Annotated in this window: 14 protein-coding genes; 11 read left to right on the top strand and 3 right to left on the bottom strand. The window is 49.9% G+C overall.

Translation table 11 applies throughout. The features are described from left to right. Nucleotides 1-366: 366 nt before the first annotated feature. Nucleotides 367-2754: a zinc-dependent metalloprotease gene (locus F458_RS0103600; protein ID WP_018982012.1), complete on the top strand. Its 2388-nt coding sequence runs from the start codon at nt 367-369 to the stop codon at nt 2752-2754. Between the two features lie 35 nt (nt 2755-2789). Here the strand turns inward: F458_RS0103600 and F458_RS0103595 are convergent, their stop codons facing one another. Continuing rightward, nucleotides 2790-3923, bottom strand: a complete 1134-nt coding sequence (locus F458_RS0103595) for a M14 family metallopeptidase (RefSeq protein ID WP_018982011.1) — start codon at nt 3921-3923, stop codon at nt 2790-2792. Nucleotides 3924-3926: 3 nt separating this feature from the next. Continuing rightward, entirely contained in the window at nt 3927-4679 is a 753-nt protein-coding gene (locus F458_RS0103590; protein WP_018982010.1) for a HesA/MoeB/ThiF family protein, read from the bottom strand. 117 nt (nt 4680-4796) lie between these two features. On the opposite strand from F458_RS0103590, the gene moaB reads away from it, so the two are divergent. The 7 genes from moaB to F458_RS20030 are packed head-to-tail and all read left to right on the top strand — an operon-like array spanning nt 4797 to nt 8963. Beyond that, nucleotides 4797-5309, top strand: a complete 513-nt coding sequence (gene moaB / locus F458_RS0103585; protein ID WP_018982009.1) for a molybdenum cofactor biosynthesis protein B — start codon at nt 4797-4799, stop codon at nt 5307-5309. Further along, nucleotides 5306-5788 carry a cyclic pyranopterin monophosphate synthase MoaC gene (gene moaC, locus F458_RS0103580; protein WP_018982008.1) on the top strand — a complete coding sequence of 161 codons (483 nt, stop codon included), beginning with the start codon at nt 5306-5308 and terminating at the stop codon, nt 5786-5788. Before moaB ends, moaC begins: the two co-directional genes overlap by 4 nt. Then, nucleotides 5785-6030 (top strand): MoaD/ThiS family protein, encoded by a 246-nt coding sequence (locus F458_RS0103575; RefSeq protein WP_018982007.1) that lies wholly within the window; start codon nt 5785-5787, stop codon nt 6028-6030. The genes moaC and F458_RS0103575 overlap by 4 nt, the downstream gene beginning before the upstream one ends. Continuing rightward, nucleotides 6031-6498: a molybdenum cofactor biosynthesis protein MoaE gene (locus F458_RS0103570; protein ID WP_018982006.1), complete on the top strand. Its 468-nt coding sequence runs from the start codon at nt 6031-6033 to the stop codon at nt 6496-6498. Beyond that, nucleotides 6495-7277 carry a molybdate ABC transporter substrate-binding protein gene (gene modA / locus F458_RS18975; protein ID WP_018982005.1) on the top strand — a complete coding sequence of 261 codons (783 nt, stop codon included), beginning with the start codon at nt 6495-6497 and terminating at the stop codon, nt 7275-7277. Before F458_RS0103570 ends, modA begins: the two co-directional genes overlap by 4 nt. Then, nucleotides 7267-7947, top strand: coding sequence for a molybdate ABC transporter permease subunit (gene modB, locus F458_RS0103560; RefSeq protein WP_018982004.1), 681 nt, complete (start codon nt 7267-7269; stop codon nt 7945-7947). The genes modA and modB overlap by 11 nt, the downstream gene beginning before the upstream one ends. Beyond that, nucleotides 7932-8963, top strand: coding sequence for an ATP-binding cassette domain-containing protein (locus tag F458_RS20030; protein WP_018982003.1), 1032 nt, complete (start codon nt 7932-7934; stop codon nt 8961-8963). Before modB ends, F458_RS20030 begins: the two co-directional genes overlap by 16 nt. 3 nt (nt 8964-8966) lie before the next feature. On the opposite strand, the gene hemN is transcribed toward F458_RS20030, so the two are convergent. Then, nucleotides 8967-10334 (bottom strand): oxygen-independent coproporphyrinogen III oxidase, encoded by a 1368-nt coding sequence (gene hemN, locus F458_RS0103550; protein WP_018982002.1) that lies wholly within the window; start codon nt 10332-10334, stop codon nt 8967-8969. Between the two features lie 228 nt (nt 10335-10562). On the opposite strand from hemN, the gene F458_RS0103545 reads away from it, so the two are divergent. From F458_RS0103545 to F458_RS0103535, 3 genes are read left to right on the top strand one after another with little or no spacing between them, the layout of a single operon-like run. Next, nucleotides 10563-11246, top strand: coding sequence for a histidine phosphatase family protein (locus F458_RS0103545; protein ID WP_018982001.1), 684 nt, complete (start codon nt 10563-10565; stop codon nt 11244-11246). A 14-nt stretch (nt 11247-11260) separates the two neighbouring features. Then, on the top strand, nt 11261-12487 hold the full coding sequence (locus F458_RS0103540) for an acyl-CoA dehydrogenase family protein (protein WP_018982000.1): 1227 nt from the start codon (nt 11261-11263) through the stop codon (nt 12485-12487). Continuing rightward, nucleotides 12484-13509, top strand: coding sequence for a phosphotransferase family protein (locus F458_RS0103535; RefSeq protein ID WP_018981999.1), 1026 nt, complete (start codon nt 12484-12486; stop codon nt 13507-13509). The genes F458_RS0103540 and F458_RS0103535 overlap by 4 nt, the downstream gene beginning before the upstream one ends. Nucleotides 13510-13513: the final 4 nt, after the last annotated feature.

The raw sequence follows: 13513 nt of genomic DNA, 5'->3' as shown, positions 1-13513 counted from the left end.
TATATTCTCTGCACTTTTGGTGCATAGCGCCGGTAAGAAAACTGTTGGTGACCCATGATTCAGAGCAGGCGAGTGACAGCACGTTGTTTGTTCACAGTAAGAAGGGCAAGAATAAAACATCAAAATAACCATGCCTGAAAAGTCAGTATGTTTAGCCTAATCGCTTTACGACAGATACACGTTGATGCAGATCAAGGCGAGCGGTTTTGCGTAATATCGGTGTGCCAGCCGGCGTAATGAAAACATGGACAATTGACTAACAATTCCGCTAGGGTAATAAAAAATCGTCAACAGGACACGGTTAACCGCATAAACCTGTGGAAAATAAAAAGGATAGTTATGTCGCGTCAGCTTTCAGGAATCTATATGCTTGCTCGTAGTCTTTTGGTAGTCATCACCCTATTACTGAGCCTCCCTGTTTTAGCCAAACAAACTGATCTGGAAGTTTTTACCGAATCGATGCAGAGGCAAACCGGCTTTATACCGGTTCATTACGATAAAAACGCTGCGAAGGTATATCTGGAAATTAACCGCTGGGCGACACCCATGTTATTTCACTCAGCACTGCCCCATGGGATAGGTTCTAACGATATCGGGCTGGACAGGGGCCAGTTGGGTGACGCGCGGTTAGTCCAGTTTGAGCGTTATGGGAACAAGGTCTTTTTGCGTCAGCTCAATACCAGGTTTCGCGCCAGTGCTGATAACCCGGCTGAGCAGCAAAGCGTTGATGAGGCATTTGCCGATTCCATCATTGCTGGCTTTGAAGTCGTTGCGCAACAGGGCGATACCGTTTTAATCGATTATACCGACTTTTTGTTAAGCGATATTCATGGTATTGCCGGGCGGTTAAGTGATACCGGGCAAGGAAACTATACTATCGATAAGGCGCGTAGCACGGTTTTCATGCAACGAACCCGGGCTTTTGAGATGAACACCGAACTGGAATCTATCGTCACATTTGGCGGCAGTGATCCGGGTAGATTTGTCAGACAGGTGACACCTGCACCTGAAAGTATCTCTGTCCACCTTCATCATTCATTTCTTGCCGCCCCTGACGATGAATACCAGCCGCGCGTCTTTCACCCATATTCAGGGTTCTGGAAAACCAGTCATTTCGATTATTCAGCGGCTATCGATGCACCGATAGAACAAAAATATATCACTCGTCACCGGCTGTATAAAAAAGATCCCCAGGCAGAGACAAGCGAGCCTGTTTCCCCCATTATCTATTATCTGGACCCGGGTGTCCCTGAGCCTGTCAAAGGCGCGTTAATGGAAGGGGCCAGTTGGTGGAATCAGGCATTTGAAGCCATTGGCTATAAAAATGCGTTTCAGGTGAAAACACTGCCTGAGGGTGCTGACCCTATGGATGCGCGGTATAATGTTATTCAGTGGGTCCATCGGGCGACCAGGGGCTGGTCTTACGGCAGCTCGATTGTGGATCCCCGAACCGGTGAAATTATTAAAGGCCATGTTACGCTGGGTTCGTTGCGAGTCAGGCAGGATTACCTGATAGCGCTGGCATTGAGCAGTCCCTTTGGTGAAGATACAACAAATACAGATGCACAGAAAAAAATGGCACTGGATCGTATCGAGCAGTTATCTGCCCACGAAGTAGGGCATACGCTAGGACTGGCGCATAATTTTGCTGCCAGCGAAAATGAGCGGGCATCGGTAATGGATTATCCGCATCCATTAATTGCCGTTAAAAATAATCAAATGGACTTTTCGAACGCTTATGACAAAGGCATAGGTATCTGGGATAAACACGCCATCTCTTACGGGTATCAGGATTTTGGCAAAGACGCCGATGTAGCCAGTGCGCTAAAAGACATCATTGAGCTGGCCAGAGAGCAGTCGCTGGCGTTTAAAAGTGACTTTGATACGCGCTCGCCGTCTGCTGCTTCGGCCAGTGGACATATGTGGGATAATGGCGATGACGCATTAAAATCCTACGGTCAGATTATTGCACTACGAGAAAAAGCCCTTAGTGAATTGGGGCTGGCAACGTTAGAGCGCTCACAGAGTCTGTCTTCGCTGGAAGACAAATTGGTACCGGTTTATCTGTTACATCGTTATCAGCTAGTGGCAGTAGCCAAACAGATTGGGGGACTTAATTACACTTATGAGCTAAAAGGGGATTACGCCCAACCAAAAGGTCAGTCGATAGTTCCGGCCCAGCAACAAAAATCAGCCATCAAGGCATTACTTGATGCCTCATCGCCTTCGTTTTTACGTCTGCCTGACGACTTGTTGTCGCTCATAACGCCCACCGCTTATGGTGATGATATCACCCGCGAACATTTTAAAGGCCGCATGGGCACACCGCTGGACCCGGTTTCGGCTGCCGAATCTGCTGCTGATTACAGTTTAGGGTTGCTGCTCGACCCGGCAAGACTGAACCGACTGTCCTGGCAAGCTAGTCAGACGCGGGGATTGCCGGGTGTCAATGCAATAGTAAACCGGGTACTGCAACAGCACTGGTATGAGCAACAGGCCGACTACGGGCTGAACAACCGGCTTGCGATGGTGTCCCTGAATGCTATTTTCCGCACACTGGAATCGGACGAACTGGCACCTGAGGTCAAAGTCGACATCCAGACCGCGCTAATGACGTTTACCCGCTGGTTGGAAAAAGACAGTAAGCTGGCGCAAGCCAGTGTACTTCATTCACATATGCAACAGTACTGGAAAACGGGGCAGTGGCCTCTGGCTTTCGATGTGAAGCCACTACCACCGGGTTCCCCCATTTGATATCTGTTTAGAAAAGGGGCGCAGAAGCCCCTTTTTTATGTGCCGGTTATGTCAAAGTACTCCGTGAACACCTTGTACAATTGCGTGCCACTTAACACCGATGCTGATGGAAAATGTAAGATAGGGATCATATCGCAGGGAGCATAAATCGTAAATGTAGCCTGTTCATTATCCAGCTCATCAATATTGAGCACTCTTGCCAGCGGTTGCCCCTTTGCCACACGCTGGCCCGGCTTAGCCATATACTCCACCATACCGCCCCATTGGGTGAAGAGGGTTTTGTACTGGCTAAGGTGAACCCCGACCCGCTGCATTACCGCTGGCTCAAAGGGGCACTGGTTAATAACGCCACGCTGGCCCAAATAAGCAAGAATGCTTTGGGCATCCTGTTTTCCCTCTTCAAAAGCGATCACTTCCTGACTACCCATTTCAAGGGTCATGGCCTCAACGCCCAAATCAATATTGGTACCCCGCGCTGCACTTAGTTTTTCCTGCAATGTCCACCAGGGGCAAAATGTCGCTTCATCCAGGGCACCGGCAAAATGATTAGGAATAAAAATGACGTGGGGAATATTAAACAGGCCGGCCGACTTTGCAGCATACTGTGGAATATAAATGTGGCGGGTGGACACCGGCCCATTATGCAAATCAAGTACGATATCTGCATCCAGCGCTAGTAACTGAAGCTTCAGATTAAGCTGCTGAGCCAGGCCAAGCCCCCAGGCAGACTCTAGTTTTTCGGTAATGGCAACACGCCAGAACTGCCTGAACTTTGCTTTTATGGTCGCGGTGCAATCAGTGTCCTGGACGGTGTGATAAAATTCATCCAACCTGTCAGGATCATAATAATAACCGCGATTCCAGTTGGTACCGTTTACCGGATCAAACCGACCCAGCGTGTATTCACCGGCTTTGATATTGGTCCCCACGGGATTACAGTTTGGTACTAAAATGATTTCACCAGCAATTTGCAGCTGTTTGAGATACTGCATTAGCTGGTAGATGACCACATTCCCCTGAACTTCTGAGCCGTGTATAGAACTTTGAATATACACGGTGGGACCAGGCTGCTGGCCGGTGAGTCGATAAACCGGAACATTCATATTGCGGCCAGAGGCATTTTGGGCCACCACAATGTGAGATTTATTGATGGTTACTGATGAAGTCATAGATTAACCCTGACAAACTGTGCATTGAGGATTTTCAGGAACAATAAACTGTTGCCACTGACCACTGAGGGCGTCAAACAATTGAAGCGTATTGAGTAATGGTTTACCGATACCTGCTATTAGCTGCATAGCAATTAATGCCTGCTGAGCACCAATGATAGCTACCACGGGAGAAAATATTCCCGATTCGGTACAACTTAAATCAGGATTGCCGGTCAGCGCACTGACGCATTCATAGCAGGATGTACCTGGTGCATAGCTGGTGGTAAACAGCTGGCCTTCAAACCGAATGGCTGCGCCACTCACCAGCGGTGTTCGGCTGACCGCACAGGCTGCATTGGTAGCAAGCCGGGCGGACAAATTGTCTGTGCAGTCCAGAACTATATTGTGAGCGCCAGCCTGGCTGGCAAGCTCGGTCAAATCAAGCCGCCGGCTATAGGTTTTGATCTGGCATGACGCGTTGAGTTGGTTAAGTTTCTGCTGCGCCGCAGCAACCTTGTACTGGCCCACGTCGGCATCAGTAAACAACACCTGACGGGGCAGGTTGGTGACCTCAACGTGGTCATCGTCAACCAGAGTGAGCGTGCCCACACCGCTAGCGCACAGCAGTTGAGCGGCGCTGCATCCCAGACCGCCCGCACCGATTATCAGCACCCGGGCGTTAAGCAATCGCTCCTGGCCCTCAAGATCGATCTGAGGCAGAACAATATGGCGATTGTAACGCATAGCCTGTGCTTGGTTGATAGGTTCTGGCATAGTAAAATTCAAAAATGTGAAATAATTCAGAAAAACAAACGTATATGCGTGGGTAAGGCACGGCTTTACGATACCATATTTGAAATGTTTTCTATGTATAATCTTGGCAGGAGTAGCATGTCTGATACCGTGACAGCCCTTAATATTGCAATACTGACTGTGTCTGATACCCGCACTGTGGAAAATGACAAATCCGGCCAGTATTTGGTGGAGGCACTGGAACAGGCCGGCCATCAACTGGTAGACAGAGCGTTGGTGAAAGACGATATCTATAAACAACGGGCCGTAGTGTCTGACTGGATAGCGCGAGACGATGTGCATGCAGTCATTTCTACCGGCGGAACAGGATTTACCGGGCGTGACTCAACGCCAGAAGCACTAAGTGTGTTGTTTGATAAAACAGTGGATGGCTTTGGCGAGCTGTTTCGACAAGTGAGCTATGAGGAAATTGGTACCTCAACGATTCAGTCCCGGGCAGTGGCCGGCTTCGCCAATAAAACGGTGATTTTCTGTCTGCCTGGCTCCACCGGAGCGTGTAAAACAGGCTGGACAAAAATTATTCAAAGTCAGTTGGATGCCAGTTACAAACCCTGCAACTTTGTGGGTCACCTGACCGGTGCAAATTCATGAGCGGCCTTAGCCATATCAATGCTCAGGGTGAGGCGAATATGGTGGATATCTCAGATAAGGCGGTTTCCACCAGAGAAGCGGTCGCAGTGGGCTATTTAAACGTGAACGATGAGGTGCTGGATGCTATCAGAGAAGACCGGGTAGCTAAGGGTGATGTGCTTGCAGTGGCGCGTATCGCAGGTATTCAGGGCGCTAAACGGTGCGCCGATCTGATCCCGCTGTGTCATCCGCTGGCCCTGTCTAAGGTAGATATTCAGTTTGATATACAGGCAGAACAAAAACGCATTGAGGTGCGGTGCCGCTGTAAACTGGCGGGAAAAACCGGGGTGGAAATGGAAGCATTGACCGGGGTCAATGTCACGTTGCTGACATTATTTGATATGTGTAAAGCCTTAGATCCATCCATGCAAATGACACAAATCGGCGTGTTGCAAAAGCAAGGCGGTAAAACCGGTCACTGGGAAAGAGCCAATCAATGATTGCTGTAAAAACATTTGCCCAGGTCAGAGAAATTGTCGGTAAAAGTGACTGGCACGTTGAGGTCAGTTCACAGTTGACCGTTTCTGAACTGACCGAGAAACTTATCATCCAGGATGCGCGCTGGAAACAAGCACTGGCAGGGCAGGTACTGGTCGCGGTCAATCAGACAATGCGAGATCTCAGTTACAGGGTGCAGGACAACGACGAAGTGGCGTTTTTCCCGCCAGTGACAGGAGGCTGAATGCTTGCGACCATCCAAACCGGCATTTTTTCGCAGCAGGTATTGTACGATACTTTGCTTGCCGATTGTGCGCAGACGCCGGGAGCCATCGTCACATTCACCGGCTTGGTCAGGGATTTTAATGCCGACGGACCCATTGAGGGTATGAGTCTGGAGCATTACCCGGGTATGACAGAGCAGGCGCTGATCAGGTTGGCTACACAAGCCATTAATCGGTTTTCGCTGCAGAATGCCGGCATTGTCCATCGCGTGGGTAAGCTGGCTAATCATGAGCAGATTGTCTGGGTCGGTACTGCCGCCAGCCATCGAAAGGCGGCTTTTGATGCTGCCGGTTACATGATGGATACGTTGAAATCTTCTGTTCCGCTGTGGAAAAAAGAATTTCAGCACGGTGGCGCACATTGGGTTGAAGCAAAAAGTTCCGACGCACAAGCAGCACTTAGCTGGCTGGATGGCTCTGAATCATGAAGCTCATTGCTCGTTTTCTGACTATTAGTTATCTGATTGCGGCAGGCGCTGTCACTGCGCAGGAAAGGCCGCCGCTGCGGCTTGCGGTAGCAGCAAACTTTGCGCCGGCTGTAAATGCCGTGCTGCAGTCTTTTGAACAGCAGACCGGTATCAAAGCCACAGTTACCGTGGCATCCAGCGGAACGTTGTTTGCACAGCTGCAACATGGTGCACCTTTCGACGTCTTTCTTTCTGCTGATGCCCGTCGGCCAGAAGAACTGGTCAGAACAAAAAAGGGTGTCTCATCCACGCTGATGGCGTACGCCCAGGGCAGGTTAGCGTACGTAACGAATGATGAGTCGGTTACCTCTTCCGATGATATGGTGATCGCACTGGAAAGCCAGCCGCGCCGTCTGGCTATTGCGCACCCCCAACTTGCGCCATACGGTCTGGCTGCCAGACAAACGTTGGAATCAGTCTCGCTGTGGCAGCCCTATCAGTCGCAGCTGGTGCGAGGCAAGAATGTTCTGCAGGCACTGCAGTATTTTGATACCGGCAACGTGGAGCATGCGCTTGTGGCGGCATCTCTGGTTAGCGGCCTGGAGGAAGGCAAAGTACTGATCCCGTTGTTTATGCATCAGCCAATAGTGCAAAAAGCAGTGGTTCCGGCGTCATCAGGCCGTCAACAGGATGCCATGCAATTTCTTTGCTTCATTTTATCGCCTGCTATTCAACAGCAATTTGCGCGCCGAGGTTATGGTCCCGTAGACAGTCCTGATGAGTGCCGCGATGAGCAGTGATATCACAGCCGTGTGGCTGACCCTTAAACTGGCCGCGATGAGCAGTCTGATTCTTCTTGTTATTGCCACGCCGCTGGCCTGGTGGCTCTCGTGCTGGCAGCATCGGCTGAAAAATATTGTGCTTGCTGTTATAGCGCTGCCGCTGATTTTACCACCCACTGTACTGGGTTTTTATCTGCTGCTGGCATTTGCGCCTGATAGTCTGATTGGCGGGGCGTGGCAGCAAGTGTTCGACCACTCATTGGCTTTTTCGTTCAGCGGTCTGGTTATAGGCTCCGTGGTTTATTCATTGCCCTTTGCCGTGCAGCCATTGTATACCGGATTTACCCAACTGGACCGGCGGTTTCTGGATGTTGGCTATACCTTTAAAATGGGACGCTGGGCGCGTTTTACACAAATAATCCTGCCTTTATGTCAATCCTATTTCCTGGTTGCGGCGGGCCTTACCTTTGCCCATACCATTGGCGAGTTCGGCGTAGTCCTGATGATAGGCGGAAATATCCCCGGTGAGACCCAGGTAATATCTATCGCTCTCTATGATCATGTTGAAATGGGGGAGTATTATCGAGCGCACTGGCTGGCGTCAGGCCTGTTGCTGTTCTCTTTCCTATTATTGTGTGTGCTGTACTGGTGCAATCGGGGAGGCGGTCGCCAGTGGAATTTTCGGTAAATCTGCGTCGCTCAACACAGTTTGTTGTTCAGGCTGAGGCCTCATTGCTCAACTTCTCGATGGTGGGGTTAACGGGGCCTTCGGGCGCGGGGAAGTCATCTCTGCTGCGAGCCCTGGCAGGCCTTGAATCATATGCCAGTGTGCGCGGGCAGTACAACGGCCAGTCGCTAACCCGCTGCCGCATTGGCCTGGTGTTTCAGGAACCGCTTTTATTGCCACATCAGACAGTAGCCCAGAACTTAACTTTGGCTCAACGGTATGCCGGCGACAACGGAATGAGCTCGTCTTATCTTTCCTATGATTCAGTCATTGCAAATTGTCAGTGCGAACATCTGCTGGCACATACACCGGCGCAATTATCCGGTGGCGAGGCCCAACGGGTGGCGCTGGCGCGGGCATTGTTGAATCAGCCCCAACTTCTGTTACTTGATGAGCCTCTTGGCGCACTGGATCTGTCGACCCGCTCTGCTATTCTAAGCTGGTTAAAGAAAGTCGCTGAAAGTGGTCTGCCGATGCTGATGGTCAGCCACGATGTCACCGACTTGTGGTTGCATTGTCAGTCCCTTATGTTTATGAACAATGGCAGCATTGAGCTGCATGATGTGCCTGGCGAAGTTATAAACACTATGTACCAGCGACACCCCTCAGCCACCGGTCAGCATGTTGCTGTGTTAGCCGGGCAACCTTGCAAAGAAACCGGCAGCGCTGGACAGCTCACGTCCTTTGAGTGTGAGGGGCAATTGCTGTGCACCAGACAACCACTGCAATCCCCTGATCGTGCAACGTTAAATGTGGCCGCCCATGAAATCGTACTGGATAGAGCATTCACCACCCCCCTTAGTCTGGATAACACATTTATGTGTGAAGTCGAGGGTATCTCGCCGGTAGTTGACCACCAGGTCAATATTACGCTAAAGCGAGGTAAAACCCGACTTTATGCGATGCTTTCGCAAGCTGCATTAGCCCGCCTGGCGCTGACTGAGGGTGATACTGTCAGGGCGTCTTTTCCCGCCTGACCATCAGATAACACGCGAATAGCGTTGCGCTGCGCCCTGCGCCGGTAAGTAAGCGTCGAAGGTGCTGCATATAGTACGAATGAGCAGTCGCGCTGTTTCATGCACCACAATTGCCTGCCCGGTAACACTTACCAAACCATCTTCGATAAAGGGTTTAAGAGCGGTAAGTTCGGCATTGAAATATTGTCTCGGACAGGTTCTTGTATATTTTTGTATAGCGTCAAAGGCTACGATGAGGTTGCACATAAGTGACTGGATAACAAATCGCCGGGCGGTGTCGTCTTCGGTTAATCGGTATCCTACCTGGGTCAGCCCTTTACCACTATCAATCTTTTCGTAATAGTCATTAAGACGTTTAGGGTTTTGACTATAAATCTCCCCAGTGTCGCTGATCGCTGATACCCCCAGGCCCAGCATGTATAAATCACCACAGCTGGTGTAACCCTGAAAGTTTCGGTGTAGCTTACCGTCGCGTTTGGCAATGGAAAGCTCATCATCGCGTAGGGCAAAATGGTCCATTCCAATCATCTCATACCCTGCACCGGTGAGGCGGCTGATGGCCAGTTCCATTAAGGTGAGTTTTTGTTCTGGTGCTGGCAGCCAGTCATCGTGGATTTTTCGTTGCGCCGCAAACCGCTTGGGCAGGTGAGCGTAACTGAACAAAGAAATTCGATCCGGGGCCATCGCTTTTACCGCTGTCAGTGTGGTAGTGAAGGTTTCGACACTCTGGTGGGGCAGGCCATAGATGAGGTCGAGGTTGACCGAGGCGATGCCAAGCTGTTGCGCGCGCCGGACTAGTTCTGCAATATGGGCGGTGTCCTGAACCCGGTTAATCGCATTTTGGACTTGCTCGTCGATGTCCTGCACACCCAGTGAAATACGGTTGTACCCTAGTTGCGCCAGCCAGGCCAGATAAGAGCCGTCAATATGTCGGGGGTCCAGCTCAATACTTATCTGAGCTGAGGCGGCGACTGTGAAGTAATGGTGTAACATGGCCATTAGCCGGGTATGCTGGGCAATAGTTAAAAAGCTGGGGGAGCCACCGCCAAGATGTATTTGTCTGACTTCACTTTGAGATGCGATGTCAGCGCGCCGGATGATTTCTTTTTCAAGATAATCGAGATAGCGGTCGGCGCGTTCCTGATGGCGCGTTACAATTTTGTTGCAGCCGCAGTAATAGCAAAGCTGGTGACAAAACGGAATGTGAATATAAATGGAAAAATCGTTTCCAGCCAGAGAACCATTTTCGTCAAGTAAATCGCAGTCCTCAAAGTGTTCAAATTGAAGCGCTGTGGGATAAGACGTATATCTTGGCCCGTTTACATTATATTTACTTACAAGTGCGCGATCGATAATGGCTGGTATATTCATGATAAACGGCTCACAGTGATGTCAGTGCGCACAGTGTAACGAAGGGAAGATGTTCAGAAATTGTTCCAGATCAAGGGATTCTGTTTTGGTCACAGTTGGGTCACCAGTGAGCAACACGGAAATTGTAAACATCATAACGCTGAATAGCTTTGCATTCAGAATAGTAATTAAACTTATACCGGGGGTTTTTCTACTATGGCACCACTATAATAATTCGCAGAAGTATCTATGACTGAGATTTATTTTGTCCGGCACGGACAAGCCTCCATGGGCCAGGACGATTATGATGTGCTAAGTCCCCTGGGTCATGAACAGGCGCACTGGCTGGGGGAGTACTTTGCCGAGCAACAGCTTCGCTTTGATCAAATGCTTAGCGGAACACTGCGCCGCCAGGTGGATACACTGGATGCGATAACGGCGGCAATGTCGGGCAGTCAGCAGACGTTACCGTCATCTGAAGCTAAGCCCTGTTTTAATGAATTTGACTTTATGCAGGTGATTAAGCTTTTTTTACAGCAAAACCCCCAATATCAGACCGCTGAACCCACCGCGAAATACTGGTTTAAAATACTAAAACATAGCATGCACGCCTGGTCTCAAAATACGTTGTCCGGTGAGCAGCAGTCAGAAAGCTGGGAAGACTTTGTCAGCCGGGTTAGACATGGTATGACGCAATGCAGTGCACCGTCGGGACAGAGGATCTTAATTGCAACCTCTGGTGGGATTATTGCCTGTGCTGTAGGTATCGCCCTGGGACTGGATGCTGAAACGATTATCCGACTAAATTTGCAGATTCAGAACACCAGCATAACCCGGCTATACCGCGGCAAAGAGCAATGGTCTCTGCATTCTTTCAACGCTATGCCTCATATGAGCTGCGCAGCGCGAGCCAAAAAAATTACATACGCTTAAATCAAGGAGCAGACATGCATTTTGAGTACAACGATAAAACAAAATCTCTTGCTGAAAAGCTAACCACCTTTATGCAAACGCATGTTTATCCCATGGAACAGGCGTATCTGGCCAGCTTTCAAACCACCGATTCTCCCTGGAAGACCCCTGCAGTGATTGATACGCTAAAAGAACAGGCCAGGGAGGCCGGTCTGTGGAACCTGTTTCTTCCGGAAGAATATTTACCTTATGGTGCCGGGTTATCTAACCTCGATTATGCACCACTGTGCGAGATTATGGGGAGAGTGCCCTTTGCCTCAGAAATCTTTAACTGTAGTGCACCGGATACGGGGAATATGGAAGTACTGGCAAAATATGGAAGTGATCAGCAAAAAGCCGCGTGGCTTGAACCCCTTCTAGCCGGTGAAATACGTTCCGGCTTTGCAATGACCGAACCTGATGTTGCCTCTAGCGATGCCACTAATATACAAACGTCAATCGTGAAAAAGGGCGACCATTATGTGATCAACGGGCATAAATGGTATACCAGCGGTGCTATGAATGAAAATTGTAAAATAATGATCGTAATGGGAAAAACTGATCCCACAGCGGCGCGGCATAAACAGCAATCGCAAATTCTGGTGCCAATGGACACGCCGGGAGTCACTGTAAAACGCCCAATGGGGGCTATGGGTTATCTGGATGAACCGGTAGGTCATGCTGAAATTGTATTCGATAATGTTTCGGTGCCGGCTGATAATATTATTTTAGGCGAGGGGCGGGGGTTTGAAATTGCCCAGGGGCGCCTTGGTCCTGGCCGTATCCATCACTGCATGCGACTTATCGGTTGCGCCCAGAGAGCTTTGGATATGGCCTGTGAGCGTGTCAGTCAGCGTGAGGCATTTGGCAAACCGTTGTCAAAACAACAGTCTGTCAGAGAGTCTATTGCCACCATGCATTGCGATATTGAACAGGCCAGATTATTAACGTTGAAAGCTGCAGACCAGATGGACCGCCATGGCAATAAAGTTGCCAAGGATTTAATTGCGGCGATTAAAATTGTTGCTCCCCGTATGGCCTGCCGGGTTATTGACGAAGCAATTCAAATGCATGGCGCCCTTGGCACCAGTCAGGACACGCCGCTGGCAGGAATGTATGCGTATGCCAGGACGGTCAGACTGGCAGATGGACCGGATCAGGTGCACATGATGCAGTTGGGCAAAAGCATTATTGAAAAGCGCGCGCAGGAGGCAGTTAAATGAGTATTCATCAACTGGATACCGATGCAATTAATCACTATCTGGATGCTAACGCAAATAGCATTGGTAAGATTACTGCGTCAAAAAAATTCTCCGGGGGCCAGTCGAATCCGACCTTTTTACTTACTACCACACAAGGTGAGTACGTTCTGCGCCGACAGCCTCCTGGCAAACTGTTGAAGTCTGCGCACGCGGTGGACCGAGAATATCGGGTTATAAAAGCACTGCAATCGTCGGCTGTACCGGTTCCTGCAGTTCACCACCTGTGCCGTGATACTGATGTTATCGGTAGCATGTTTTATATTATGGAGTATGTAAAGGGGGAAATATTCTGGGATGCAGCATTAAAAAAAGTTGCTGATAACCAGGTTCGCGCGCGCATGTACGATAATATGAACCAGGTGTTGGCGGACCTGCATGATATTGATATCGCCGCGGCGGGACTGGACGATTTTGGTCGCCCGGGTAATTACTTTTCACGGCAGGTGGAGCGCTGGACCGCTCAGTACCGGGCTTCTGAAACTACTACTCAGCCAGCTATGGAAAGCCTCATAGATTATCTAAACCAGAATATTCCAGCAGATGATGGCCAGGTAGCACTGGTGCACGGCGATTTCAGGCTGGATAATATGATTTTTACGCCCGACGCCGAGATCAAAGCGATCCTCGACTGGGAGCTTTCCACGTTAGGTCACCCTTACGCGGACCTTGCTTATCAATGCATGCAACTCAGACTTCCGGCAAACCTGCCACAGGCACCGGGACTGGGCGGTTTGAATAGAAACGAGCTGGGCATTCCCGATGAAAAAGAGTACGTGGCACGTTATTGCGAAAGACGAGGTATAGACCATATTGAAAACTGGCCATTTTATCTGGCCTTCAGCTTTTTTCGGTTGGCCGCTATTATCCAGGGTGTGGTAAAGCGCGCTCAGGAAGGCAATGCGTCCAGCGATAAGGCTCAGGAACTTGGCGCAATGGTCGGCCCGCTGGCTGATATGGCCATGAAAATTGTTAATAAGGAGTAAAGCA

The organism is Salinimonas chungwhensis DSM 16280 (genome assembly GCF_000378185.1).
Classification (GTDB): Bacteria; Pseudomonadota; Gammaproteobacteria; order Enterobacterales; family Alteromonadaceae; genus Alteromonas; species Alteromonas chungwhensis.
This window is presented reverse-complemented; position numbering and strand designations above follow the sequence as displayed.

Bases quoted from the DNA above. Each gene is read 5' to 3' on its own strand.
- F458_RS0103600 (WP_018982012.1), top strand. From the start codon at position 367: ATGCTTGCTCGTAGTCTTTTGGTAGTCATCACCCTATTACTGAGCCTC.
- F458_RS0103595 (WP_018982011.1), bottom strand. From the start codon at position 3,923: ATGACTTCATCAGTAACCATCAATAAATCTCACATTGTGGTGGCCCAA.
- F458_RS0103590 (WP_018982010.1), bottom strand. From the start codon at position 4,679: ATGCCAGAACCTATCAACCAAGCACAGGCTATGCGTTACAATCGCCAT.
- moaB (WP_018982009.1), top strand. From the start codon at position 4,797: ATGTCTGATACCGTGACAGCCCTTAATATTGCAATACTGACTGTGTCT.
- moaC (WP_018982008.1), top strand. From the start codon at position 5,306: ATGAGCGGCCTTAGCCATATCAATGCTCAGGGTGAGGCGAATATGGTG.
- F458_RS0103575 (WP_018982007.1), top strand. From the start codon at position 5,785: ATGATTGCTGTAAAAACATTTGCCCAGGTCAGAGAAATTGTCGGTAAA.
- F458_RS0103570 (WP_018982006.1), top strand. From the start codon at position 6,031: ATGCTTGCGACCATCCAAACCGGCATTTTTTCGCAGCAGGTATTGTAC.
- modA (WP_018982005.1), top strand. From the start codon at position 6,495: ATGAAGCTCATTGCTCGTTTTCTGACTATTAGTTATCTGATTGCGGCA.
- modB (WP_018982004.1), top strand. From the start codon at position 7,267: ATGAGCAGTGATATCACAGCCGTGTGGCTGACCCTTAAACTGGCCGCG.
- hemN (WP_018982002.1), bottom strand. From the start codon at position 10,334: ATGAATATACCAGCCATTATCGATCGCGCACTTGTAAGTAAATATAAT.
- F458_RS0103545 (WP_018982001.1), top strand. From the start codon at position 10,563: ATGACTGAGATTTATTTTGTCCGGCACGGACAAGCCTCCATGGGCCAG.
- F458_RS0103540 (WP_018982000.1), top strand. From the start codon at position 11,261: ATGCATTTTGAGTACAACGATAAAACAAAATCTCTTGCTGAAAAGCTA.
- F458_RS0103535 (WP_018981999.1), top strand. From the start codon at position 12,484: ATGAGTATTCATCAACTGGATACCGATGCAATTAATCACTATCTGGAT.